At 70.0% G+C, this 25,627-nt stretch carries 18 protein-coding genes; 1 reads left to right on the forward strand and 17 read right to left on the reverse strand.

Features of this window, described 5'->3' with window-relative positions:
* Positions 1-7 precede the first annotated feature (7 nt).
* The 9 genes from ABZ434_RS17840 to ABZ434_RS17880 form a co-directional block, all read right to left on the reverse strand.
* Entirely contained in the window at positions 8-3,088 is a 3,081-nt protein-coding gene (locus ABZ434_RS17840) for a glycoside hydrolase family 3 N-terminal domain-containing protein (protein WP_359137071.1), read from the reverse strand.
* Between the two features lie 147 nt (positions 3,089-3,235).
* Positions 3,236-5,107: a discoidin domain-containing protein gene (locus ABZ434_RS17845; RefSeq protein WP_359137074.1), complete on the reverse strand. Its 1,872-nt coding sequence runs from the start codon at positions 5,105-5,107 to the stop codon at positions 3,236-3,238.
* 53 nt (positions 5,108-5,160) lie between these two features.
* Positions 5,161-6,579, reverse strand: a complete 1,419-nt coding sequence (locus tag ABZ434_RS17850; protein ID WP_359137077.1) for a GH1 family beta-glucosidase — start codon at positions 6,577-6,579, stop codon at positions 5,161-5,163.
* Between the two features lie 31 nt (positions 6,580-6,610).
* A complete protein-coding gene (locus tag ABZ434_RS17855) occupies positions 6,611-7,630 on the reverse strand; it encodes an ABC transporter ATP-binding protein (RefSeq protein ID WP_359137080.1) in 1,020 nt (339 codons plus the stop codon).
* Complete coding sequence (locus tag ABZ434_RS17860) at positions 7,627-8,637, reverse strand: ABC transporter permease (protein WP_359137083.1); 1,011 nt, start codon at positions 8,635-8,637, stop codon at positions 7,627-7,629. Before ABZ434_RS17860 ends, ABZ434_RS17855 begins: the two co-directional genes overlap by 4 nt.
* A 5-nt stretch (positions 8,638-8,642) precedes the next feature.
* The gene (locus tag ABZ434_RS17865; protein ID WP_359137086.1) at positions 8,643-9,623 is read right to left on the reverse strand and encodes an ABC transporter permease; all 981 of its coding nucleotides are present in this window, start codon (positions 9,621-9,623) and stop codon (positions 8,643-8,645) included.
* The gene (locus ABZ434_RS17870; RefSeq protein ID WP_359137087.1) at positions 9,620-10,684 is read right to left on the reverse strand and encodes an ABC transporter ATP-binding protein; all 1,065 of its coding nucleotides are present in this window, start codon (positions 10,682-10,684) and stop codon (positions 9,620-9,622) included. The genes ABZ434_RS17865 and ABZ434_RS17870 overlap by 4 nt, the downstream gene beginning before the upstream one ends.
* Before the next feature lie 23 nt (positions 10,685-10,707).
* Complete coding sequence (locus ABZ434_RS17875; protein WP_359137090.1) at positions 10,708-12,390, reverse strand: ABC transporter substrate-binding protein; 1,683 nt, start codon at positions 12,388-12,390, stop codon at positions 10,708-10,710.
* A gap of 137 nt (positions 12,391-12,527) precedes the next feature.
* Complete coding sequence (locus ABZ434_RS17880) at positions 12,528-13,502, reverse strand: LacI family DNA-binding transcriptional regulator (RefSeq protein ID WP_359137093.1); 975 nt, start codon at positions 13,500-13,502, stop codon at positions 12,528-12,530.
* Between the two features lie 291 nt (positions 13,503-13,793).
* Between ABZ434_RS17880 and ABZ434_RS17885 the strand changes: the two genes are divergently transcribed.
* The gene (locus ABZ434_RS17885; protein WP_359137096.1) at positions 13,794-15,662 is read left to right on the forward strand and encodes a lectin; all 1,869 of its coding nucleotides are present in this window, start codon (positions 13,794-13,796) and stop codon (positions 15,660-15,662) included.
* A gap of 63 nt (positions 15,663-15,725) precedes the next feature.
* On the opposite strand, the gene cimA is transcribed toward ABZ434_RS17885, so the two are convergent.
* From cimA to ABZ434_RS17925, 8 genes are all read right to left on the reverse strand, one after another.
* On the reverse strand, positions 15,726-17,333 hold the full coding sequence (cimA, locus tag ABZ434_RS17890; RefSeq protein WP_359137098.1) for a citramalate synthase: 1,608 nt from the start codon (positions 17,331-17,333) through the stop codon (positions 15,726-15,728).
* Between the two features lie 277 nt (positions 17,334-17,610).
* Positions 17,611-18,942 carry an MFS transporter gene (locus tag ABZ434_RS17895; protein WP_359137101.1) on the reverse strand — a complete coding sequence of 444 codons (1,332 nt, stop codon included), beginning with the start codon at positions 18,940-18,942 and terminating at the stop codon, positions 17,611-17,613.
* 97 nt (positions 18,943-19,039) lie between these two features.
* A complete protein-coding gene (locus ABZ434_RS17900; RefSeq protein WP_359137104.1) occupies positions 19,040-19,648 on the reverse strand; it encodes a TetR/AcrR family transcriptional regulator in 609 nt (202 codons plus the stop codon).
* Positions 19,649-19,651: 3 nt separating this feature from the next.
* Positions 19,652-20,653, reverse strand: coding sequence for an agmatine deiminase family protein (locus ABZ434_RS17905; protein WP_359137307.1), 1,002 nt, complete (start codon positions 20,651-20,653; stop codon positions 19,652-19,654).
* A gap of 26 nt (positions 20,654-20,679) precedes the next feature.
* A complete protein-coding gene (locus tag ABZ434_RS17910) occupies positions 20,680-22,368 on the reverse strand; it encodes an urease subunit alpha (protein ID WP_359137107.1) in 1,689 nt (562 codons plus the stop codon).
* Positions 22,365-23,045, reverse strand: a complete 681-nt coding sequence (ureA, locus tag ABZ434_RS17915; protein ID WP_359137110.1) for an urease subunit gamma — start codon at positions 23,043-23,045, stop codon at positions 22,365-22,367. Before ureA ends, ABZ434_RS17910 begins: the two co-directional genes overlap by 4 nt.
* 189 nt (positions 23,046-23,234) lie before the next feature.
* A complete protein-coding gene (locus ABZ434_RS17920; RefSeq protein WP_359137113.1) occupies positions 23,235-24,323 on the reverse strand; it encodes a branched-chain amino acid aminotransferase in 1,089 nt (362 codons plus the stop codon).
* A 241-nt stretch (positions 24,324-24,564) separates the two neighbouring features.
* Positions 24,565-25,605, reverse strand: coding sequence for a 3-isopropylmalate dehydrogenase (locus ABZ434_RS17925; RefSeq protein WP_359137116.1), 1,041 nt, complete (start codon positions 25,603-25,605; stop codon positions 24,565-24,567).
* Between the last annotated feature and the right edge of the window lie 22 nt (positions 25,606-25,627).

The following is a 25,627-nucleotide window of genomic DNA, read 5'->3' on the forward strand; positions in this document are numbered from 1 at the left end:
CCGTAGGTCAGGCGGCCCGGTACGCCGCCCTCAGCTTCGCCACCGCGCCGGTCAGGTCACCGGTGAGCAGCAGGTGGTCGGCGTCGGCGAACGGCTTCGAAACCGCTTCCGTCAGCTTTCCGCCGATCTTCTGCTGGACCAGCAGACGTGCCTGCCCGACGATGGTCCGGCCCACGTCCGTCCGGCCGAGGCCGGTCCGCTCCGCGACCTGTGCGGCCAGCGCGAGTGCGCCGAGCGTGAGCTCGCCACCGGCCGGGGGCTTCTTCAGCGTGGTGAGTCCCCAGCCGTAGGGGAACTGCGGGTCGTACGCCGCGTCGCCCACGTTGATCGGCAGCTGTGCCTCGGACTTCGGCCACGTCACCGGCAGCTGACCGGTGAAGGCCCGCTTGCCGAAGAGCACGTCGGCCACGCCGTCGCCCTCGGTGCCCGGCAGCCAGGACGCCACCAGGGCGTCGATGTCGCCGATCCGGTCGCCGATGAGCTGCGGGCGGCCCGAGACGATCAGGACGGCGCACTTCATCGCGGCGCAGACCTTGTCGACCGCAGCCTTGTCCGCGGCGGACAGCTCCAGGTCGTGGCCGTTGCCGACGTCGCCGATGCCCTCCGCGTACGGGGTCTCACCGACGACCACCACCCCGACGTCGTAGCCGTCCGTGGCGGCCGAGGCGTCCTTGGAGTACGTGACCGACGCGGCGTCCTTCTTCATGGCGGACAGGATCGTGGTGCCCGGGGTGATGTTGCCGGACGAGCCCTGCCAGCTGACGGTCCAGCCGCCGGCCTGGTTGCCGATGTCGTCGGCGTTGGAGCCGGCGACGTACACCTTCTGCGAGGACTTCAGCGGCAGCACGCCGCCGTCGTTCTTCAGCAGCACCTGGGACTTGGCCGCGGCCTCGCGGGCCACGGCGCGGTGCTCGGCCGAGCCGACCTTGTCGAGGTTGGACGTGTCGGCGTAGGGCTTCTCGAAGAGGCCCAGCTTGAACTTCTGCGTCAGGATGCGGGAGACGGCGTCATCGATCCGGGCCTGGGTGATACGGCCGGCGGTGACCTCCGCCTGGAGCGTCTTCGTGAAGTCCTTGTACGCCGTCGGCACCATGATCATGTCGAGTCCGGCGTTGATCGAGGTGCGGACGTCGCTCGCGTAGTCACCGGGGATCTGGTCGATCGCCTGCCAGTCACTGATGACGAAGCCGTCGAAGCCCATCCGGTCCTTCAGCACACCGTTGATCATCTCGGCGTTGGCGTGCATCTTCACCGGACCCTCGTCGTCCCCGAGGATGTCGAGCGAGGAGTACGAGGGCATGACCGTGCCGACGCCGCGCCTGACGGCCTCCTCGAACGGGGCGAGGTGGACGGCCTCGAGCTCCTGCCGGGTGACCTTGGTGACGCCCTGGTCGATGGGGTACGAACCGGTGGTCGAGGAGCCGTACTCCGTACCGCCGTCGCCGACGTAGTGCTTGGCGCTGGCCAGCACCTTGTCGTTACGGTCCAGGTCCTTGCCGGACGCGGCGCCCTGCATGCCCTGGATGACCGTCTCCAGGGACTCGACGAGTGCCGGGTCCTCGCCGTACGCCTCGTAGGCGCGGCCCCAGCGGTCGTCGCGCGAGACGCAGAGGCAGGGGGCGAAGTCCCACGGGATGCCGGTGGCGCGCACCTCGTTCGCGGTGACGGCGCCGGTCTTCTCGACGGTCCGCGGGTCGCGGGTCGCGCCGAGGCCGACGTTGTGCGGCATGATCGTCGAGCCGATCACGTTGTTGTGGCCGTGCACCGCGTCCACGCCGTAGATCAGCGGGATCTGGAAGCGGGTCGCCTGGGCGCGCAGCTGGTAGGCGTCGACCATCTTGGCCCAGGCCGCGGCGGTGTTGGGCGTGGGTACCGAGCCGCCGCCGGAGAGCAGCGAGCCGAGGTCGTACGCGGCGATGTCGCCCTGCGAGGAGAGCGCGTTGCGCTCGGCCTGCGTCATCTGGCCGGCCTTCTCGGCGGGCGACATCCGGGCGAGCAGGTCGGCGACGCGCTGCTTCACCGGCAGTTTCGGGTTCTGGTAGGGCAGCCCGTGGGCGTCGATGACGACCTGCGGGTTCTCCTTCGGCGGCCTGGCGCCGGTGACGGTGAGTTCGAGCGGGACCGTCTTCGCGGAGGCGGCTCCCGTGATCTTCTTCGTGGTGACCGCGACGTGGTGCGTGGTGCCGGAGGCGGTGCCCGCGGGGAAGGTGTACGTGCCGTTGACCGGCGCGTAGTCGGTGCCGGAGGCGGCGCTGCCGCCCTTGGTCTCGTACGCCACGGTGACGGGCTCGTCCAGCGGGAGCGACCCGGTGGTGGAGACGGAGAGGTCGATGCCGGCGGTCTCTCCCTGCTTGACGGGGTGCACGGCCGCGTCGGTGACGACGCTCGCCTTCAGCGCCGCGTCGGCCTTGCCGTAGAGCTCCACGCCGTCCATGGCGAACTTGCCGGGCGCACCGGGCGGCAGGGTGAGCGCGTAGCCCCACATCTCGTTCAGGCCGAGGACCTGGTCGATGCCGCCGACGGGCTGGTAGTCGCCGCGGTAGGTGAAGTCGGCGAACGGGATCTCGACCTGGTGCCAGCCCTCCCAGTCGTCGGTGAAGGAGGTGGTCCAGAGCTCGGAGGCCTCGCCGTTGGCGCCGCCGTCCTTGACCTCGAAGCTGATCTTCTTGCCCGAGCCCGGCGGCAGGGGCGCGGTGTTCTGGCCGTACCACCAGAAGCGGATGCCCTTGTGTGCGGACCAGTCGTGGGCGGGCTGGTCGGCGGCGTAGTCGTGGCTGAGGCCGCCGTAGCCGCTGATGTCGAAGGTGCCTTCGAGGACCTTGGCGCCCTCGGGCGCGTCCGCGCGCTCCTTCAGCGCCAGGGTGGGCGGGTCGTCCGCGTCGCCGCCCCAGGTGAAGATGCCTTCGGCGGGCTGGTTCGCGAAGGGGACCTCGCCCTCGAACCGGTCGACGGCGACAGGCGCCGGTTCGTCGGCCGCTGCGGGCGCCGCCGCGCTGGGGACGGCCCCGGCGAGCAGGCCGGCCAGGACGGTGGCGGCGGCCAGTGCGGCGGTCGCGGGTCTCGCCCGGTGACGGGTGCGTGGTGGCATGTGCGGCTCCTTCGTACGGTGACCGCGCGCGGCACGACGGGTGCGGTGCTGTGCCGCGCGCGGGGGTGCGGGTGGGACCGGGGGGTGACGTTGCTGGGCGGGGGGTGGCGCTGGTGCGGACGGGGGCCTCGGAGCGGGCGGGGGGCGCTACTTCTTCTGCTCGACCCGCACCCAGTCGATCTCGGCCTTGACGCCGCCCTGGGCGACTCGGTCGACGCTGGACTGCGGAAGGCCCCAGTAGGGCTGGGTGACCTTGTTCCATCCGGCGGGATACGCGCCGCCGAGGGCAAGGTTGAGGATCACGTACTGGTTGTGGTCGAAGACCCACTGGCCGCGGGTGGACTCCAGCTTCTGGCGGGAGGTCGTCTGGACGACCCGGTCGTCGACGGTGAACGTCATGCCCTCGGGTGCCCACTCGACGCCGTAGGTGTGCCACGCGTCGGCGCGGCCGCCGTTGGGGTAGGTCTGCTGCCTGCCGATGTTGCCGTCGGCCGAGTAGCCGGGGCCGTGCAGGGCGGAGCTGGTCCAGTCGCCGTATCCGATGTTCTCCATGATGTCCGTCTCTCCCGAACCGGGCCAGGAGACGGACGGGTCGTCGACGTTGCTGCCGAGCATCCAGAACGCGGGCCAGAAGCCGTCGCCGACCGGCAGCTTCATGCGGGCGCTGACCTTGCCGTAGGTGAAGTCGAACTTGGTGTTGGTGTCGACCCGGCCGGAGGTGAAGTCGAAGGTGCCGTTGGGCGTGGGGGTGCAGCCCTTGCAGTACTTGGACTCCAGGACGAGGGCACCGTTCTCGGTGCGGATGTTGTCCGTCGAGTCGACGTAGGCCTGCGATTCGCCGTTGACGGGGCCCATCTCCGTCCCCGTGCGCACCACCCGCCACTTGGAGCGGTCCAGGCCCGAGCCGGTGAAGTCGTCGAAGAAGGTGGTGCTGTAGGCGCCACCGGGGTTCTTGGGCAGGGCGGGGTAGGCCGCGTTCGCGCTGCCTCCGGTGCCCCAGACCTGGAACTCGTAGAGGGAGTAGCCGAACTGGGCGGTGGTGGGTGCGGGGTTGTGGAAGGAGCGGCGTTCGGTGCCGAGCATCCGGACGTAGCGGCCGGTCGCCGGGGTGGGCAGGGTGACGGTGTCGTGGCGTCCGGCGGCCTCGCCGGGCGCCTTCACATCGGCGCGGCGGGCGGTGACCTCGGCGGCGGAGGGCTGGTACACGGTGCGCCAGGTGCGGTTGTCGTCGGAGACCTGGATCCGGTAGTCGACGGCGTACGCCGCCTCCCAGTACAGGTCGACCGTGTCGATCCTGGAGGTGGCTCCGAGGTCGACGCCGACCCAGCGGTCCGCGTTCCAGTCGCTCGACCAGCGCGACTGGTCCGCCTTCAGGTCGGCCGGCCAGCCGCCGTCGGTGACGAAGGCCGGTGAATTGCCCGCGTGCTGGTACAGGTTGCCGTACGCGGGATGGTTCAGGGCCAGGTTGGCGCGCGTCGTGGAGGCGGGGGCCCGCTCCCCTCCGTACACCTTGAAGGAGTAGAGGGAGTAGCCCCATGCGGTGGCGCGCTGGATGCCGCGCATCCGGACGTAGCGGCCGGTGACCTCCTGCGGGTAGGTGTGCGCGGTGACACTGCCGCCGGTGCCGTCGTCCTCGGTGTAGAAGGTGGTCCAGTCGGTGCCGTTCGATGACACCTCCAGGACGTACTTCTTGCCGTAGGCGGCCTCCCAGTCCAGGGTGACCCGGCTGATCCGGATCACGGAGCCGAGGTCGACACGGATCCAGGCGTTGTCGGCGAAGTCGCTGGACCAGCGGGTGCCACCGTCGCCGTCGGCGGCGGCTCCCGGTCCGGTGGCACCGTTCTCGGAGCCGGAGGCGGTGACGGATCCGGGGTCGGCGGCGTGGGCGGCGGCCGCCCGGTCGGTGTCCCATGCCGCGGCCTGCGCCGCCGCCCGCGGGGCGGGGGCGGCGAAGGCCATGGGGGCGGCGAGGGCGATCAGAGCGGCGGTGGTGGCTGCCAGAGTCGTACGAGAGGTCACGGTGGGGCTCCCGTTCGTATCCATGGGGGCGCGGGGGCGCGGCCGGGCACGCCCTACGCGTTGCGGGTGAGGCGGATGGTGTCGCGGTACCACTTGGCGCTGTCCTTGAGCGTCCGCACCTGCGTGTCGTAGTGGACGCGGACGATGCCGAATCGCTTGTCGTAGCCGTAGGACCACTCGAAGTTGTCCATCAGCGACCAGGCGAAGTACCCCCGGACGTCGGCCCCTTGTGCGCGGGCCGCGGCCACGGCGGCGATGTGGTCGGCGAGATAGGTGGTGCGGTCGGCGTCATGGATCCCGCCGTCCTCGGAGACGGTGTCGTCGAAGGCGGCGCCGTTCTCGGTGATGACCGTCGGCAGGCCGTAGTCCTTCTCCAGCCGGACGAGCAGGTCGGTGAGGGCGGTGGGGGTGATCTCCCAGTCCATGTCGGTCCGCGGCAGGTCACGCTCCACGACCCGGGTGACGGGCAGGCCGTCGGCGTCCGTCGTCGCACCTTCCTCGGTGACGCCGGAGAAGAGCGAGCCGCGGTAGAAGTTGACGCCGAGGACGTCCAGCGGGGTGGAGATGACCTCCAGGTCGCCTTCCTGGACGGGGAGCTCGATGCCCTGGGCGGCGAGGTCGGTGACGATGTCCTGCGGGTAGAAGCCCTTGACGACCGGGTCCAGGTAGATCCGCGCGCCGAGTCCGTCGGCGCGGCGGCAGGCCTCGGCGTCCTCGTGGCTGCCCGTCTCGGGGGTGGCGGTGCCCAGGTTGAGGGTGATGCCGAGCTCGAGCTCGTTGCCGCGGGCGGCCGCCTGCTCCCGCAGGTACTGCGAGGCGAGGCCGTGGCCCAGGAGCAGGTGGTGGACGGCGTGGATCGCCTCGCCGAAGTTCTTCCGGCCGGGGGCCTGGTTGCCGTACGCGTACCCGAGCATCGCCGAGCACCACGGCTCGTTCAGCGTGGTCCAGTGCTTCACCCGGTCGCCCAGGGCGTCGTAGGCGAGGGCGGCGTACTCGGCGAAGCGGTAGGCGGTGTCACGGGCCGGCCAGCCGCCCGCGTCCTCCAGCTCCTGCGGGAGGTCCCAGTGGTAGAGGGTGATCCACGGGGTGACGCCCTTGGCCTCCAGCTCGTCGACCAGGCGCTTGTAGAAGTCCAGGCCCTTCGCGTTGACGGGGCCCCGGCCGCCGGGCTGGATGCGGGGCCACGCCAGCGAGAAGCGGTACGTGTCGACGCCGAGGTCCGCGATCAGCTGCACGTCCTCGGGCATCCGGTGGTAGTGGTCGCAGGCCACGTCGCCGTTCTCACCGCGGACGACCATGCCCGGCACCCTGCAGTACGTGTCCCAGATCGACGGCGTTCTGCCGTCCTCGGCCGCCGCTCCCTCGATCTGGTAGGCGGCTGTGGCGACGCCCCAGCGGAAGTCGGCGGGCAGACCGGGTACGGCCTGGGCGGCGAGCTCGCGGGCGTAGGCCTGGGGGGTGACGAGGTTCATGGTTCTCCTGTGGTGTGCGTGGCGTACGGCGCTACGAGCGGGCGGCGACCGCCGCCGCCGGGGCTTCCTTGTGGAGCCAGCAGGCCACCGAACGGGACCCGTCGCCCCCGCCCGGCGCGGCGAGCACCGGCACGTGGGTGTCGCAGCCCTCGACCTTCTTGGCGCAGCGGGGGTGGAAGGCACAGCCGGCCGGCATCGCGGACAGGTGCGGGGGCGAGCCCGGGATGCCACTGAGCTCGCGACGGGGGCCGTGCAGCGCGGGGAAGGAGTGCAGCAGCCCGTCGCTGTACGGGTGGTGGGGGTCGCGGTAGATCTCCGACGCGCCGGCCTCCTCGACGATCCGGCCGCCGTACATGATCGCGATCCGGTCGGAGAACTCGATGAGGAGGGAGATGTCGTGCGTGATGAAGACGACGGAGAAGCCGAGTTCCTCGCGGAGCTTGACCAGCTGGCGCAGGATCTGGCGCTGCATGACGACGTCGAGCGCCGTCGTGGGCTCGTCCATGATGACGATCTCGGGCTCCAGGGCGAGGGCCATCGCGATCATCACGCGCTGGCGCATGCCGCCGGAGAGCTGGTGCGGGTAGGCGCCGAGCCGGTCGGCGGAGATGCCGACCAGGCCGAGCAGTTCCCTGGCCCGCGCGGTCCGCTCGGCCTTGCGCATCTCCGGGCGGTGGGCCTGGAGCACGTCGGTGAGCTGGCTGTGGACCGTGTGCACCGGGTTGAGCGAGTTCATCGCGCCCTGGAAGACGATCGACAGCTCCTGCCAGCGGAAGGCGCGCAGTTCGGGCGGCGACAGGGTCAGCAGGTCGAGCGCCTCGCCGTCGCGCCGGTGGTAGTGGACCTCGCCACCGGTGATCACGCCGGGCGGGGAGAGCAGCCGGGTGACGGCGTAGGCCAGGGTGGACTTGCCGGAGCCGGACTCGCCCGCCAGGCCGAGGACTTCACCGCGGTGCAGGGTGAGGTCGATGTCGCGCAGCGCGTGCACGGCGTCAGCGCCGGTCCCGTAGTCCACGTTGAGGCCGCTGATGGTGAGGACGGGCTCGCTCATGAGCGGGACTCCTTGTCGTGCGTGCGGTGGTGCCGGCCGCGCTCGGGCGGGGCCGCGGCGGTACGTGCCACGGGGGTGAAGCCGACGCGCATCCGGACCTTGCGGGAGCCGCCGGTCTCGGTGCGCAGGCGCGGGTTGACGAATTCGTCGATGCCGAAGTTGATCAGGGCGAGCGACATGCCGAGCAGGGCGATGCAGAGGCCGGCCGGGACGAACCACCACCAGGCGCCCTGGGCCAGGGCCTGGTTGGACTGGGCCCAGAACAGGACGGTGCCCCAGTTCCAGTTGGAGATGTCGGCGACGCCGATGAAGGCGAGGGTGATCTCGGAGAGGATCGCGAAGATGACCGTGCCGACGAAGCCGGAGGCGATGACGGCCGTCAGGTTGGGGAGCACCTCGAAGAAGATGATCCGCCACGTCGACTCGCCGGTGGCGCGGGCTGCCTCGACGTAGTCCCGGCGGCGCAGCGACAGTGTCTGGGCGCGCAGCACCCTGGCGCCCCAGGCCCAGGAGGTCAGGGCGATGACGAAGGCGATCAGCAGGTCGCCGGTGTCGGAGACGAAGCTCGCGATGATGATGATCAGCGGCAGTCCGGGGATGACCAGGAAGACGTTGGACAGCAGCGAGAGCACCTCGTCGGCGGTGCCGCCGAGGAATCCGGCACTGACGCCGATCAGCACGGACAGGATCGTGGCGATGATCCCGGCGATGAATCCGACGACCAGGACGCCGCGGGTGCCGACGAGGATCTGCGAGAGGACGTCCTGACCGGTCTGGGTGGTGCCGAACCAGTGCGACCCGGACGGCGGCTGGAGCAGGGCGTTGCTCATCGTGTCGGGGTCGTACGGGGCGATCCAGGGGCCGATGACGGCGATCAGTACGAAGAAGAGCAGGATGCAGAGTCCGACGACGGTCTTGCGGCCTCGCAGGAAGCGGAACTTGCGCTTGCTCGCTGCGGGCGTCTCGGTCGCGTCGAGCACGGCGACCTCGGTGGCGGTGACGGCCATCTGTCCTAGGCCTCCCTTCGGGTACGGGGGTCGAGGAGCATGTAGAGCACGTCGGCGAGGAGGTTCGCCGCGAGGACGGAGAGCGTGATGATCAGGAAGACGCCCTGCATGAGGGGGTAGTCCTTGGCGCCCACGCCCTGGAAGAGCTGGTAGCCGATGCCCGGGTAGGAGAAGACCATCTCCACCAGGAGCGTGCCGCCGACGATGAAGCCGAGGGAGAGGGCGAAGCCGGAGATGTTGGGGAGGATCGCATTGCGGGCCGCGTACCCGAACATCACCCGGCGCTCGGAGAGTCCCTTGGCCTGGGCGACCATGACGTAGTCCTCGGAGGAGACCGTCACCATCATGTTGCGCATGCCGAGGATCCAGCCGGCCACCGCGCTGAGCACGATCGTGAGGCCGGGCAGCGCCCCGTGGTAGATCGCGCTGGAGATGAACGGCCAGTCGAATGCGGGCACCAGCGAGTTGTCGTAGCCGCCGGCGGCTGGGAAGAGCGGCCACTTCACGGCGAACAGCGAGATGGCGATGAGGCCGAGCCAGAAGTACGGGATCGCGGAGATGAACGTGGTGACGGGCAGCAGGCTGTCCATCCACGAGCCGCGCCGCCAGCCCGTGAAGACGCCGATGCCGGTGCCGAGCACGAAGCTGATCAGCGTGGTGATGCCGACGAGCGCGAGCGTCCACGGCAGCGACTGGGCGATGACCTCGCTCACCGGGGTGGGGAAGAAGGTGAAGGAGAGCCCGAGGTCGCCGTGGAACAGGTGCGACCAGTAGTCGGTGTACTGCTCCCAGATCGACTGCTTCTTGTCGAGGCCGAACAGGGCCTTGAGCGAGGCGATGGCGTTGGTGTCCAGCTGGCCCTGGAAGCGGGCTATGAGGGCCTGCACCGGGTCGCCGGGCATCATGCGCGGGATGAGGAAGTTGATGGTGATGGCGGCCCAGGCGGTGACCAGGTAGAAGGCGAGCCGTTGGAGCAGGTACTTCACTTCGCAGCCTCCTTCTCGTGGTCGTCGGTGGGGGCCGCGCCGGCGGAGCCGTCGTACAGCCAGCAGGCGGCCCACTGGCCGTCGGCCAGGTCGAAGCGGGGCGGCAGCTCGGTGCGGCAGCGCTCCATCGCCTTCGGGCAGCGGGGGTGGAACCGGCAGCCGGCCGGCGGGTCGATGAGCGAGGGGGGTTCGCCGCTGCCGGTCTCCTCCTGCTCCTCCTCGTCGACCACCCGGTCCGGGTCGGGCGCCGAGGCGATCAGCAGCTGGGTGTACGGGTGGGCGGGGTGCTGGGTGACGGTCTCGCTGTCACCCCCCTCGACGATCCGGCCCGCGTACATCACGAGCGTGGTGTCCGCGAAGTAGCGGGCCGACGCGATGTCGTGGGTGATGTAGAGGATCGCGAGGTGCATGCGGTCCTTGAGGTCCTTGAGCAGGTTGAGCACCCCGAGCCGGATCGAGACGTCCAGCATCGAGACGGGCTCGTCGGCGAGGAGGACCTGGGGGTCGGCGCCGAGCGCGCGGGCGATGGCCACGCGCTGGCGCTGACCTCCCGACAGCTCGTGCGGAAACTTGTCCAGATACTGATGAGGAGGAGTCAGCTGGACGCGGTTCAGCAGAGCGGTCAGGTTCTGTTCCAGTTCCGCGTCGCCGCTGCCCGCCCGGTCGTGGATCTTCAGTGACCGGGTGAGGTGGTAGCGCACGGTGTGCACCGGGTTCAGCGAGGCGAACGGGTCCTGGAAGATGAGCTGGACCCTGCGTACGTAACTGCGGAAGGACCGGCCACGTCCGGCCTTCACCTCCTGGCCGCCCAAGTGGATCTCGCCCTCGGTGAGCGGATACAGCTGGGCGAGCAGTCTGGCGACGGTGGACTTCCCGGAGCCCGACTCCCCCACCAGTGCCGTGACGGTGCCGCGCCGCAGTTGCAGCGAGACGTCGTCGACGGCGTGGACGCTGCGGCGCTTGCCCGCGAGGAGATCGCGGCCGGTGCGCCGCACGGCGAAGTGTTTGGTGACTCCGCGTGCTTCGAGCACGACGTGGTTCTTTTCGAACTGTTCAGACATGGCCGGTACCTGGATCCCTGGTCCTACTTGGACGGCTTGAGCTTCAGCACGATCTCCAGCGCCGAGCGCTGGGTGTGCTGCGGGTCGGCGTACGGGTCGGCCTCGGTGGGCCAGCCCACCCAGTTCTTGGTGGAGTACTCGGCCCCGATGGGTGCGGCCGCGGTCGGGATCATCGGCGCCTGCTCGACCATGATCTTCTGCAGGGTGTTCATCGCCGCGGTGCGAGCGGTGTCGGTCGTGGCGCCGGCGAAGTCCTTCAGCGCCTCGGTCGCCTCGGTGCTCTTGAAGCGGCCGAAGTTGCCCTGCTGGGAGGGCTTGCCGATGGGCTGGAGCAGCGCGCCGTCCATGATGTTCTGGTACATGTCGTACGGAGTGGCGCCACTGTTGGTCCAGTGCAGGGTGGCGTCGAAGTTGCCGTTGGCCACGTCCGCGCCCCAGGCCTCGGCCGTCTGCGTCTTGACCTTGGCCTCGATGCCGATCTTCTTGATGTTGTCCTTGATGATCGCGAGACCGGTGATGTAGTCGTTCCAGCCGGCCGGGTCGGTGAAGGTCAGCTTCACCGGCTTGCCGCTCGGGTCCTTGAGCACACCACCGCTGAGCGTGAAGCCGGCCTTCTCCAGGACCTTCTTGGCGCCCTCGACGTCCGGCTTGGTGGTGGCGCTCTGGTACTCGGGGGCGATGAACGCCTTGCCGGCGGGCAGCGGGATGCCGGTCGGGTTGGTGATCTCCGGGTAGAGGGTCGCCTCGGCCTGGGTGTAGATCGCGTTGCGGTCGACGACCATCGCCATGGCCTTGCGCAGCGCCGGGTTGTCGAACGGCTTGCGGGCGGTGTTGAACCACAGGCCGTGGATGCCGAGGCCGGAGGGGAACCACAGCTTGTGGTTCTTCGGGTCCTTGGAGATGAACAGCTGCTTGTAGTTCGGCATGAAGACGAACGACCACTCCAGCTTGCCGCTGGCCAGCGCGGTGGTGGCGGCGCTGTTGTCGTTGTAGGTGCTGTAGCGCAGCTCCTTGACCTTCGTCGCGCCCTTCCAGTAGGTGGGCGTGGCGGTCAGCGTGGTGGTCTGCGGGGTGAACGTCTTCAGCTTGTACGGGCCCGAGCCGACGGGCGTGCGGTTGGGCCAGGTCTCCGGGTTCTTGACCTTCTCCCAGATGTGCTTGGGCACGATGTACTGCTGGATGATCTTGTTCTGGTTGACGTACTGCGACTCGTCGAAGGTCAGGACGACCTTCTTGCCCTGCACCTCGACCCCGCCCCACGCGATGCCGTCGGCGTTGAGCGCCGGGTGCTTCTTCAGCATGTCGAAGGTGAACGCGACGTCCTCGGCGGTCAGCGCCTTGCCGTCGGCCCACTTGGCCCGGGCGTCAAGGGTGAAGGTGACCTTGGTGAAGTTGAGGTCCCACTTCCAGTCGGTCGCCAGCCACGGGTCGGCCTTCGCGGAGGGCCGGATCTGGCTCGTCATCGCCAGCGGCTCGTAGATCATCCAGCGGTAGCCGAGGGTGGCGCCCGCCGAGGTGTTCAGGAACGGGTTGCTGTTGTTCGTCTGCGGCCCGTCGGGCTTGCCCAGGTTCAGCACGCCCGAGGCGGCGGAGCCGCCGCCGCCCTTGTTGCGGTTCGAGTTGGCTGACGAGCATCCGGCGGCGAGCGCGACCACCGCGGTGGCGAGCGCGACCGCTCTGAGCGTGTGGTGACGGCGTGCGGACATGGCGACTCCAGGAGGGACTGGCGGGTCTGGGAGATCCGGAAACGGGCAGCGCTCGGCGCGCCGGGTACGGGCGGTGCGGGTACGTACGTACGGGCGGTGCGGGTGGTGCGGGTGCGTGCGGGCCGGGGGCCGCAGCGCTAGGGCGCCGAGTGGCGCACGACCAGTTCGGTGGGCAGCACGAGTGGTGCGTCGGGCACGGGCGTGCCGCCGAGGTGGGAGAGCAGCATCCGTGCGGCCGTCTCACCCATCTGCCGGGTGGGCTGGCGCACGGTGGTCAGGGGTGGCTCGGTGTGCTCGGCCATCGGGATGTCGTCGAAACCGACCACCGCGATGTCTCCGGGCACAGTCCGCCCCGCGGCACGCAGCGCCCGCAGCACACCTGCTGCGGTGATGTCGTTGTGCGCGAAGACCGAGTCGAACTCCGTGCCGGCGGCGAGGAGTTCCTCCACCGCCAGTCGGCCGCAGCGCTCGGTGAAGTCTCCGCCGTAGACGAGATCGGTGGGCAGGACGGAGACGAATCCCTCCAGCCGGTCACGTACGCAGCCGAAGTCCTGGGGGCCTGTGATGACCAGGGGCCTGGTGCGGCCGGCGTCCCGCAGATGACGGGCGGCCGACGCACCTCCTTCGTGGTTGGTGGTCACGACGGAGGGGAATTCGGGGTGGTGGCCGCGATCGTCGATCAACACGATCGGCAGGCCGGCGTGGTGCAGTGCGGTGAGGTGGTCGAGGGTGTTCTCGGGTTCGACCACGACCAGCCCGTCGAAGGCGCGCGCCGACACCTGGCTGGTGAAGCGCTCCACGGACTCGGCCCCGCGGTTGCAGGTGAAGAGCAACAGCCCGTAGTCGGCGGCCTCGACGGTGTCGACGACGCCCTGAAGCACCTCGCCCATCCACGGCCAGGTCAGCGAGGGCACCAGCATGCCGACCGTACGGCTGCTGCCGCGGGCCAGACCGACGGCGCCCGAACTGGGTACGTAACCGAGCTGTGCGATCACTTCACGAACACGGGCGGCCGTCGAACTGTCCACTTCGCCCTTGGTGTTGATGACCCGGGAGACGGTCGTCTTGCTGACGCCGGCCTCGCGGGCGACATCAGCGATGGTGACACGCATCGGGGGCCTCCAGGACACAGCAGGACAGAGCGGGCGGCCGGCAACGGAACCGGTACCGCAACCGGTTCCGGAACCGGTACCGGCGTTGGTGGCGTGAGTTAACCCCGCTGGAACAAGGCCGTCAATACTTCACGCCGAGATTGGTCCGTACCCATCTCCGGAGCGGCGCGAATCGACCTGTGCGTTCAAGTCCTGAACGCACAGAGTCTTGACGTGGGCACGTAAGAGCAGTTCACTCCCGTCTCGTCCGACGGCACGTCCCCCACGCTCCCGCCGAGGAAGGCATCAGCCATGATCCGATCAGGAAGGGCGGCCAGAGCGCTGCTTGCCGCAGTGCTCGCCACCGCCGGCCTCACCGGACTCTCGTCCGGCACCGCGCAGGCCGCGGGCGAGACGGTGAACATCGCCCTGACCACCACCGACGACTCGGGCGGCCGTCATGTCACCCGGGGACTGCAGGCGCAGACCCCGGTCGCGTTCGGTGCCGGGAACGGGGGCGGCGGTACGAACATCACCGTCGACGAGAACACCCGCTACCAGACCTTCACCGGCGGCGGAGCCTCGTTCACCGACACCGCCGCGTACCTGATGAAGAGCAGCGGAGCCCTGAGCCAGGCGACCCGGGATGCCACGATGAAGAAGCTGTTCTCCCCCACGGAGGGGATCGGGCTCTCGTTCGTACGCAATCCGATGGGCGGTTCGGACCTCGCGCGCTACGGCTACACGTACGACGACATGCCGGCCGGACAGACCGACCCGTCGCTGTCGAACTTCTCGATCGCACACGACCTGGAGGACGTGCTGCCGCTGACGAAACAGGCCAAGCAGCTCAACCCGGCGCTGACGACGGTGGCTTCCCCCTGGACCGCCCCGGCCTGGATGAAGGACAACGGGCAGCTCGACGGCGGCTGGCTGAAGGCGGAGAACTACGGCGCCTACGCCGGCTATTTCGTGAAGTACCTCCAGGCTTACCGGGACCAGGGCGTTCCGGTCGACTACGTCACCGCGCAGAACGAGCCGACGTGCTGCGGCGGCTATCCCTCGATGAGCTGGAACGGGTCCGGACTGGCCTACTTCACCAAGAGCGAGCTGCTGCCGAAGCTGGCATCGGCGGGGCTCGCCACCAAGGTGCTCGCGCACGACTGGAACTGGGACACATACGACGCGTACGCCGCGGCCACCGTGGACGACGCGGCGGTGCGCAACCACCCCAACTTCGGCGGAGTGGCCTGGCACGGGTACGGCGGTGACATCGCCAAGCAGACGACGGTGCACAACCAGTACCCGTCGATGGACGCGTTCCAGACCGAACACTCGGGCGGCACCTGGATCGCCGACCAGCAGCGCGAAGACATGATGAACATCATCGATTACACCCGCAACTGGGCGAAGTCGGTGACCAAGTGGTCCCTGGCGGTGGACCAGAACCGCGGCCCGCACAACGGCGGCTGCGGCACCTGCGACGGGCTGATCACCGTGCACAACGGGGACAGCAGAAGCGGACAGGTCGACTACACCATCGAGTACTACACGATGGGCCACCTGACCAAGTTCGTCCGTCCGGGCGCCTCCCGGATCTCCTCCACGGCCAGCTCCACCGTGCCCAACGTCGCCTGGCGCAACCCGGACGGCTCCAAGGCACTGATCGCGTACAACGGCGGCGGCTCCGCCCAGCAGGTGACGGTCAACTGGGGTGGCCAGAAGTTCACCTACTCCCTGCCCGCGCGCACCTCGGCGACCTTCACCTGGTCCGGGACGCAGTCGGGCGCGGAGGCCACCTCGGGATCCCTGTCCGGACCCGGCGGCAGGTGCCTCGACGCGACGGGCAACACCGGCGCCGACGGCACGCCCGTCCAGCTCTGGGACTGCACGGGCAGCGCCAACCAGCGCTGGACGGTGCAGACCGACGGCACCATCCGTACGCTCGGCGCCTGCCTGGACGTGACCTCGGGCTCGACGGCGAACGGCGCGAAGGTCCAGCTGTACACCTGCAACGGCACCTCGGCGCAGCGCTGGACGTACGACTCCGCGACCGGCGACATCGTCAACACGGCTGCGGACAAGTGCCTGGACGTGACCGACCGGTCGACGGCGAACGGGGCCCGCACACAGATCTGGACGTGCACGGGTGCGGCCAACCAGAAGTGGCACCTCCAATAGGGACCGCACGCGCCAGGACCGCGGGCAGGCTCTCCGGCCCGCGGTCCTGGCGCGTCCGCGCTACTACTCCGTCGGCTCGATCCCGGCCCGCAGCAGCCCGAAGGTGTACGCGTCCTCCAGCGCCTGCCAGGACGCGGCGATGACGTTCTCGGCCACCCCCACGGTCGCCCAGTCGCCGGTGCCGTCGCCCGTGGTGATCAGGACGCGGGTGGTGGAGTCGGTGCCGGTGCGGCCCTCCAGGATGCGGACCTTGTAGTCCATCAGCTCCAGCTTGGCGAGCTGCGGGTAGATCCGCTCCAGGGCGACGCGCAGCGCCCGGTCCAGCGCGTTGACCGGGCCGTTGCCCTCGGCCGTGGCGACGATCCGCTCGCCCTTGGACCACAGCTTCACGGTCGCCTCGTTGGCGTGCGTCCCGTCGGGGCGGTCCTCGACGATGGCCCGCCAGGACTCCACCCGGAAGTAGCGGCGTACCCGGCCCTCGGCCTCGGCGCGCAGCAGCAGCTCGAAGGAGGCATCGGCCGCCTCGTAGGTGTAGCCCCGCAGCTCGCGCTCCTTGACCCGCTCGACGACGCGGCCGATGAGCTCGCGGTCGCCGCCGAGGTCGATGCCGAGCTCCACGCTCTTGAGCTCGATGGAAGCGCGGCCCGCCATGTCGGAGACGAGCATCCTCATGGTGTTGCCGACCAGCGCGGGATCGATGTGCTGGTACAGGTCCGGGTCGACCTTGATCGCGGAGGCGTGCAGCCCGGCCTTGTGCGCGAAGGCCGAGACGCCGACGTAGGGCTGGTGGGTGGAGGGCGTGAGGTTGACGACCTCGGCGATGGCGTGCGAGACACGGGTCATGTCGGCCAGCGCGCCCTCGGGCAGGACGGTCTTGCCGTACTTGAGCTCCAGCGCGGCGACGACGGGGAAGAGGTTGGCGTTGCCGACCCTCTCGCCGTAGCCGTTGGCGGTGCACTGGACGTGCGTGGCGCCCGCGTCGACGGCGGCCAGGGTGTTGGCGACGGCGCAGCCGGTGTCGTCCTGGGCGTGGATGCCGAGTCGGGCACCGGTGTCGGCCAGGACGGTGGCGACGACGGCCTGGACCTGGGCCGGGAGCATCCCGCCGTTGGTGTCGCAGAGGATGACGACGTCGGCGCCGGCCTCGGAGGCGGCCCGGACGACGGCCTTGGCGTACGCGGCGTTGGCGCGGTACCCGTCGAAGAAGTGCTCGCAGTCGACGAAGACCCTGCGTCCCTGGGCGACCAGGTGGGAGACGGTGTCGCGCACCATCTCCAGGTTCTCCTCCAGCGTGGTGCGCAGGGCGAGTTCCACATGGCGGTCGTGCGACTTGGCGACCAGCGTGATCACCGGGGCACCCGACTCCAGCAGCGCCTTGACCTGCGGGTCCTCCGCCGCCTTGCCGCCGGCCCTGCGGGTCGCACCGAAGGCGACCAGCTCGGCGTTCTTGAAGTCGATCTCCTGGCGCGCGCGGGCGAAGAACTCGGTGTCGCGGGGGTTGGCGCCCGGCCAGCCGCCCTCGATGAAGCCGACGCCGAAATCGTCCAGGTGCCGGGCGATGGTCAGCTTGTCCGCGACCGTCAGGTTGATGCCTTCACGCTGGGCACCGTCGCGCAGCGTGGTGTCGAAGACATGGAAACTGTCGTCGGTGGGCTTGGCCTTGGTGGTCATGCTGGTCTGACTCCTGTCGGATGAGTGGATCCGGACGATCTGACTCCACTTGCCCCCATCATCCCGCGTGCCTCGTCCCGGCCGGTGGTGAGGGCCGGAAAACAAAAAACCCCTCGCGGGTGCGAGAGGTCTGCGCGCGGGTCTGGGGCACGGTGGCCGTGCCGTACATGGTGGTACGGGACGATCACTGCGGACCGGCGCGCCTGTTGCCGATAATCATGACGAACGAGGACACGGAAGCAGTCTGACACAGGACCGCCTCCGTGCCCGGCCCGTCTCAGGATGCGGGCGTGACGCTCGTCGCCCCGGCCGGCGACGCCTCCTCCCCGGCCCGCACGGCGGCGACCCGGTTCAGATCGATGTCCCGGGTCTCGCGCATGGTCAGGTAGACGACGAGCGAGACCGCGGCGCACCCGGCCACGTACCAGTAGAAGCCCGACTCGGCGCCGGCGTTCTTGAACCACAGCGCCACGTACTCGGCGGTGCCGCCGAACAGCGCGTTGGCGACGGCGTACGAGAGGCCGACGCCCAGGGCGCGGATGCCGGTCGGGAAGAGCTCGGCCTTCACGCAGGCGTTGATGGAGGTGTAGCCGGTGATCACGAGCAGCGCGAGGAGCGCGAGGCCCAGGGCGGGCCAGAAGGTGTCCGCGTGCTTGAGCATCGTCATGATCGGCACGGTCAGGAAGGTCGAACCGACCGCGAAGGTGATCAGCAGCGGGCGTCGCCCGATCCGGTCGGACAGCATCCCGGCCAGCGGCTGGATGCACATGAAGACGAACAGTGCGCAGAAGCTGACGAGGGAGGCGGTGGACTTCTCCATGCCGGCGCTCTTGGAGAGGAACTTCGTGAGGTAGGTCGTGTACGTGTAGTAGGCGACGGTCCCGCCCATGGTGAGCGCCATCACGAGGAACGCCTCGCGCCGGTGCTGCCACAGCACCTTCAGCGTGCCGCGGTCCTGCTGCTCGGCGGCTCCGGAGTCGGCGTACACCTCGGTCTCCAGCATGGAGCGGCGCAGGTAGAAGACGATGCCCGCCCCGAGTGCGCCGACGACGAACGGGATGCGCCAGCCCCAGCTGTGCAGCGCCGCCTCGGACATGTTGCGCTGCAGGAGGATCTGGAGGCCGAGGCCGACGAGCTGGCCGGCGGTCATGGACACGTACTGGAAGCTGGAGGCGAAGCCGCGCTTCTCGGGTGCGGAGGCCTCGGTGAGATAGGTGGCGCTGGCCGCGTACTCACCGCCGACGGACAGCCCCTGGAGCAGCCGGGCCACCATCAGCACGGCGACGCCCCCGTACCCGGCGACGTCGTAGGTCGGCGCGATCGCGATCAGGACCGCGGAGGCCGACATGAGCGTGACGGTGAGGGTGAGCGCGGCCTTGCGGCCTCTGCGGTCACCGATCCGGCCGAGGAGCCAGCCGCCGACCGGCCGCATGAAGAAGCCGACGGCGAAGATGCCCATGGTGTTCATGAGGTTGGCGGTCTCGTTGCCTTCGGGGAAGAACGAGTCCGCGAAGTACACCGCGAAGGTCGCGTACACGAACCAGTCGAACCACTCGACCATGTTGCCGGCCGAGCCGACCCAGATTTTCTTCCATTGCTCTCGTCCCATGGTTGGCCACCGTGCCGGAACAGCCGGGACCCCAACAAGGGTGCAGGGCGCAACGATCGCGCGTACTTACGTGCGTTGCGTTCACGACCGGGTGACGTCAGTGGGGGCCGGTCAGCGTTTCGTCGATGAACTCCGTCACTCGTTCCAGGACCTGGTTCCGGGATGTGCCGGGAAGGCCGACCGCCACATGGACGCTGAAGCCGTCCAGCAGGGCCCTCAGCCGGGTGGCGGCGCGGTCGGCGTCGACCCGGCGGAACTCTCCGCGCGAACCGCCCTCGGCGAGCAGTGCCACCAGGTCGCGGTGCCAGGCCCCCTCGATCGCGGCCTGTCGGGCGCGTGCGTCGTCGTCGGCGTCGCGCGAGCGGTTCCAGACCTCCAGCCAGAGCGTCCAGTGCGGGTCGCGGTGGCCGTCGGGGAGGTAGAGGGCGACATATGCGTCGAGCCGTTCCCGGACGGTCCCCGGCCCGGACAGCAGACGGCGCCGCTCGGCCCCGAGCCGGTTCTCGCTCCACTCCAAGGTCTGGAGCAGCAGTTCGTCCTTGGTGCGGAAGTAGTAGAGGAGGTGGCCGCTGCTCATGCCGACCTCCCGGCCGAGGGCGGCCATGGTGAGCCCGTCGAGGCCGCGCTCGGCGACGGTGGCCATGACGGCCGCGAGCAGGTCCTCGCGGGGCGGGGCGGCGTTACGGCTGCGCGGGGCGGGGGGCACGATTCAGACCTTCGGCTGCTGCTGGGTGATGCAGTGGATGCCGCCGCCCCCGGCGAAGATCGCGCGGGCATCGACGAGTGTCACCGTACGGGTGGGGAAGAGGCGGCGGAAGATCCCGGCGGCGAGCTCGTCGCGCGGGTCGCCGAAGGCGCACAGGACGACGCCGCCGTTGCAGAGGTAGTGGTTGATGTAGGAGTAGTCGACCCACTCCCCGCCTGCCCGCAGCACGGTGGGCGCCAGGACTTCCACAACCTCCAGCTGCCGCCCCTTCGCGTCGGTGGCGGCTCGCAGGACGCGGACGGTCTCCCGGGTGATCTCGTGGTCGGGGTGGGCCGGGTCCGGCTGGACGTGGGCGACGACGGTGCCGGGGCCGGCGAAGGCGGCGACGATGTCGACATGGCCGAGCGTGCCGTACGTCCCGTAGTCGCCGGACAGGCCGCGGGGCAGCCAGATCGCCTTCCGGGTGCCCAGACGGGCGTGGACCTCGGCCTCGACGTCCGCGCGGGTCCAGCCGGGGTTGCGTTCCTTGCCGAGCTGAACGGTCTCCGTGAGCAGGACGGTGCCCTCGCCGTCCACGTGGATCGCGCCGCCCTCGTTGACCAGGGGCGAGCTGTGCACGGGGACTTCGGCGAGTTCGGCCACGGAGCGGGCGATGTGCCGGTCGCGTTCCCAGCGGGCCCAGCCCTGGGCGCCCCAGCCGTTGAACGTCCAGTCGACTGCGGCCAGTTCGCTTCCGTCGGTCACGAAGGTGGGGCCGATGTCACGCATCCACGCGTCGTCGAGCGGGCGCACGGCGAGCTCGACGTCCGCACCGAGCAGGGCGCGGGCACTGTCCTCCTGGCCGGGGCCGACGAGCATCGTGACGGGTTCGAAACGGCGGACCGCATGGGCGACGGCGGCCCAGGCGCGGCGGGCCTCGTCGAGTTCGTCCGCGGTGCCGAAGGTGGGGTTGGGGCCGGGCCAGGCCATCCAGGTGCGTTCGTGCGGGGCCCATTCGGGCGGCATACGGAAGGTCACGGGAGCGGAGGTCCTTACAGGAAGTAGAGCCGGTTGAGGGAGACCGAGTCGGCGGGCTCCGAGCTGAGCGGGTCGCCGTCCAGGGTGACGAGGCCGCTGCGCGCGTCCACGTCGACCGCGCCGGTACGGGAGTTGAGGCGGAGGTCCGCGGGGCCGATGCCGCGTGTGCCCCGGACGCCGACGCGTCGTCGGCGGGTCGGCATGGCGTCCGCCCCCAGCTGGGTGGCGGCCTGCGAGACGAAGGCGACCGAGAGATCGGCGGCGGTGGCACCGTACGCGCCGAACTGCGGGCCGAGGACCAGGGGTTCGCACGTGTCGGTGGCGGCGTTCGGGTCACCGGTGACGCCGTAGGCGGGAAAGCCCGACTTCAGCACCAGTTGGGGCTTCGCGCCGAAGAACTCGGGCCGCCACAGCACGATGTCGGCGAGCTTCCCCGTCTCGATGGAGCCGATCTCGTGCGCGAGGCCGTGGGCGATGGCCGGGTTGATGGTGAGCTTGGCGATGTAGCGCAGCACCCTGGCGTTGTCGTCGGCGGGCCCGTCGCCCTCCATCGGGCCGAGTTCGGCCTTCATCTTCCCGGCCATGGCGAAGGTGCGGCGGACGGTCTCACCGGCCCGCCCCATGCCCTGGGCGTCGGAGGAGGTGATCCCGATGGCGCCCAGGTCGTGCAGCACGTCCTCGGCGCCCATCGTGCCGGCGCGGATCCGGTCGCGTGCCATGGCGGCGTCCCCGGGCAGGTCCGTCTTCAGGTCGTGGACGGAGACGATCATCCCGTAGTGCTCGGCGACCGCGTCCCGGCCGAAGGGGAGGGTCGGGTTGGTGGAGGAGCCGATGACGTTCGGCACACCGGCCATCTTGAGGACGTTGGGGACGTGCCCGCCGCCGCAGCCCTCGATGTGGAAGGCGTGGATGGTGCGCCCCTCCAGGACGCGCAGGGTGTCCTCGACCGACAGGCACTCGTTCAGCCCGTCGCTGTGCAGGGCCACCTGCACGTCGTACTCCTCGGCGACACGCAAAGCCGTGTCCAGGGCGCGGGTGTGGGCGCCCATGTCCTCGTGGACCTTGAAGCCGCAGGCCCCGCCCTCGGCGAGCGCCTCGACGAGTGGCGCCTCGTGCGAGGAGGAACCGCGGCCCAGGAAGCCGATGTTGACCGGCCAGGCGTCGAACGCGTTGAACGCGTGGCGCAGGGCCCACGGCGAGTTGACGCCGACACCCCAGACCGGTCCGAACTCCTGGCCGATGACCGTGGTGACCCCCGAGGCGAGGGAGGCCTCCATGATCCGCGGTGAGAGCAGGTGGACGTGGGTGTCGACGGCCCCCGCGGTCGCGATCAGGCCCTCTCCGGACACGATGGAGGTTCCCGTGCCGACGACGACGTCCACCCCGTCGAGGGTGTCCGGGTTCCCGGCCCGGCCGATCGCGGAGATCCGGCCCTCGCGGATACCGACCGACACCTTCCGAATTCCCTGCACGGCGTCGATGACCAACACGTTGCTGATCACCACGTCGCAGGTCTCCCGGACGGCGGCGGCCTTCAGGTGCAGGCCGTCACGGGCGGTCTTGCCGAATCCGGCGAGGAACTCCTCGCCGGCCTTCTGGGCATCGGACTCGACCCTGACGATGAGCCCGGAGTCGCCGAGCCTGACGCGGTCGCCGGCGCGCGGGCCGTGCACGGAGGCGTACTCGTGGGGGTCGATGCTCATCGTGCGGCTCCCAGGTATCCGCAGGCGGCAGCCCGCCGCAGCGCCTCCTCGCGCGCGCCGGGCGCGTCGAGGGGGCCGTCGACCAGTCCGGCGAACCCGATGGCGACGCGGTCGCCGCCGATGGGCACAAGACCCACCTCGACCCGTTCGCCGGGCCCGAAGCGGACCGACGATCCCGCAGGCACGGACAGCCGCATCCCGTAGGCCGTCGCCCGGTCGAAGTCGAGCCGGGGGTTGGCCTCGAAGAAGTGGAAGTGCGAGGTCACGGAGACGGGGACGGTCGCGGTGTTGTGGACGCCCAGGCGCACGGCGGGCTCGGGCTCCGGGGCGGCGGGGCCGGGCACGACCGCGCCGGGTGCCGCGTCGCCGAGACCAGCGCCCAGCGGCCGGGTGACCACGGCGAGCCGCGATCCGTCGTCGAAGACGGCCTCCACATGGACCTCGGTGACGACATCGGCGACCCCGGGCAGCACGTCGTCCGGGCTCAGCACCCCGTGTGCGGCCTCGATCGCCTCGCTGAGCCGGAGTCCGTCGCGGGCGGCCTCGCAGACGGTGTCCGCGATCAGGGCGGTGGCCTCGGGCACGTTCAGCTTCAGGCCGCGGGCCCGGCGGGCCCGGGCCAGCTCGGCGGCGCCGAAGAGCAGCAGCCGGTCGCGCTCGGTCGGGGTCAGTCGCACGTCGTGGCACCTCCTGGTCGAGCAGTGCGAGAGCAGCACTCAGCAGTGTTAGAGCAGCACTCTAATCATTGGGCGGGGAAGTAGGAACCCTCAACCCCCTCCCATTTGAGCGACGCTCTAAGTGCAGGCAGCACGAAAGGCCGCACCGGAGGGTGCGGCCTTTCGTCCACAGGCGATGCGGGACAGCCCTTAGCCGAGCGGGTGCATCCAGCCGTGCGTGTCCTCGGCGACGCCGCGCTGGATGTCCAGCAGGCGCTCGCGCAGCCGGAGGGTGACCGGGCCCGGCGTGCCGTCGCCCTGGGTCCACTCGCCGCCCGCGCTCTTCACGGTGCCGACGGGGGTGATGACGGCGGCGGTACCGCAGGCGAAGACCTCGGTGAGGGTGCCGTCGGCGGTGTCGTCGCGCCACTGGTCGATGGAGACGCGGCTCTCCTCGGGCTCGTAGCCGAGGTCCGCGGCGAGCCTGAGCAGCGAGTCGCGCGTGATGCCCGCGAGCAGGGAGCCGGTCAGGGCCGGGGTGACGATCTTGTTCCCGTACACGAAGTACAGGTTCATCCCGCCGAGCTCCTCGACCCACTTGTGCTCGACGGCGTCGAGGTAGGCGACCTGGTCGCAGCCCTTGGCCGCGGCCTCGGCCTGGGCCAGGAGGGAGGCGGCGTAGTTCCCGCCGGTCTTGGCGTCGCCCATGCCGCCGGGGACGGCGCGGACACGGTCCTCGGAGAGCCAGATGGAGACGGGCTTCACACCGCCGGGGAAGTACGCGCCGGCCGGCGAGGCGATGACGAGGAAGAGGTACTCGTTGGCGGGGCGGACACCGAGCCCGACCTCGGTCGCGATCATGAAGGGTCGCAGGTACAGCGACTCCTCGCCGCCGTGGGCCGGCACCCAGGCCGCGTCCTGCTGGACGAGCGCGTCGCAGGCCGCGACGAACGTCTCGACGGGCAGCTCCGGCATGGCCAGCCGGTTCGCGGAGCGCTGGAAGCGCTCGGCGTTGGCCTCGGGGCGGAAGGTGGCGACCGTGCCGTCGGGCTGGCGGTAGGCCTTGAGGCCCTCGAAGATCTCCTGGCCGTAGTGCAGGGTCATGTTGGCGGGGTCGATCGACAGCGGCGCGTACGGGACGAGCTGGGCGTCGTGCCAGCCGCGGCCTTCGGTCCACTTGATCGTCACCATGTGGTCGGTGAAGTGGCGGCCGAATCCGGGCTTGACCAGGATCGCCTCGCGCTCCGCGTCGGACAGCGGGTTCGAGGAGGGCTTGAGCTCGATCGTGGGCGTCGTCATGAGTGCGTGTCCTTCACCGGTTTTGTATGTGTAGGACCACGCCCACGCCGGCTCCTGCCGGACAGGTGCCAGGACGTCCGAGCTTCGCGGCAAGCCACGGTCCCGTTCGATTATCTCTCGTGGGAGGCCGTGCACGAAATGACGTGAATGCGGTCCAGGGTTCGATGGTGACACCCGGGGCCGCACAGGAGAAGCCGCCGGGTGCGTGTGCGACCCGGCGGCTTCTGAGCAAGTCGTCGGATCAGCCCGCTACGCGTACCGCGAGCGCGTCGCCGATCTCGTCGGTCGTACGGGCACTGCCGTCGCGCTCCGCGAGGTCGGCGGAGACGGCGTCCTCGATGCGCACGGCCTGGGCCTCGTAGCCGAGGTGGCGCAGCAGGAGGGCGACGGAGAGGATCGTGGCGGTCGGGTCGGCCTTGCCCTGGCCCGCGATGTCGGGGGCGGAGCCGTGGACCGGCTCGAACATCGACGGGAAGGCACCCGTCGGGTTGATGTTGCCGGAGGCGGCCAGGCCGATGCCGCCGGAGACGGCCGCGGCGAGGTCGGTGAGGATGTCGCCGAAGAGGTTGTCGGTGACGATGACGTCGAAGCGCTCGGGCTGGGTGACGAAGAAGATCGTCGCGGCGTCGACGTGCAGGTAGTCGGTGGTGACCTGGGGGTACTCGGCCGCGACCTTGTCGAAGGTGTTCTTCCACAGGTGGCCCGCGTAGACGAGGACGTTGTTCTTGTGGACCAGCGTCAGCTTCTTGCGCGGGCGGGCGGCGGCCCGCTCGAAGGCGTCACGGACGACGCGCTCGACACCGAAGGCGGTGTTGAGGCTGACCTCGGTGGCGACCTCGTGCTCCGTGCCGGTGCGCAGCGAACCGCCGTTGCCGGTGTACGGGCCCTCGGTGCCCTCGCGGACGACGACGAAGTCGATGTCCGGCCGGCCGGCCAGCGGGGTCGCGGTGTTCGGGAACAGCTTCGACGGCCGCAGGTTGATGTAGTGGTCGAAGGCGAACCGCAGCTTGAGCAGCAGCCCGCGCTCCAGAACGCCGGAGGGCACGGACGGGTCACCGATCGCGCCGAGCAGGATGGCGTCGTGGCCCTTGAGGGCCTCCAGCTCCGCGTCCGGGAGGGTCTCACCGGTGCGGTGCCAGCGCTGGGCGCCGAGGTCGTACTGCTTGGTCTCCAGCTTCACGTCCTGCGGGAGGACAGCGTTGAGGACCTTGAGTCCCTGGGCCACGACCTCCTGGCCGATGCCGTCACCGGGGATCACTGCGAGATTGATGCTGGGTGCCATGTCCGGCACGATACTGCGCGTC

Origin of the sequence: Streptomyces sp. NPDC005761 (genome assembly GCF_040630635.1) — a bacterium.
Lineage (GTDB): Bacteria > Actinomycetota > Actinomycetes > Streptomycetales > Streptomycetaceae > Streptomyces.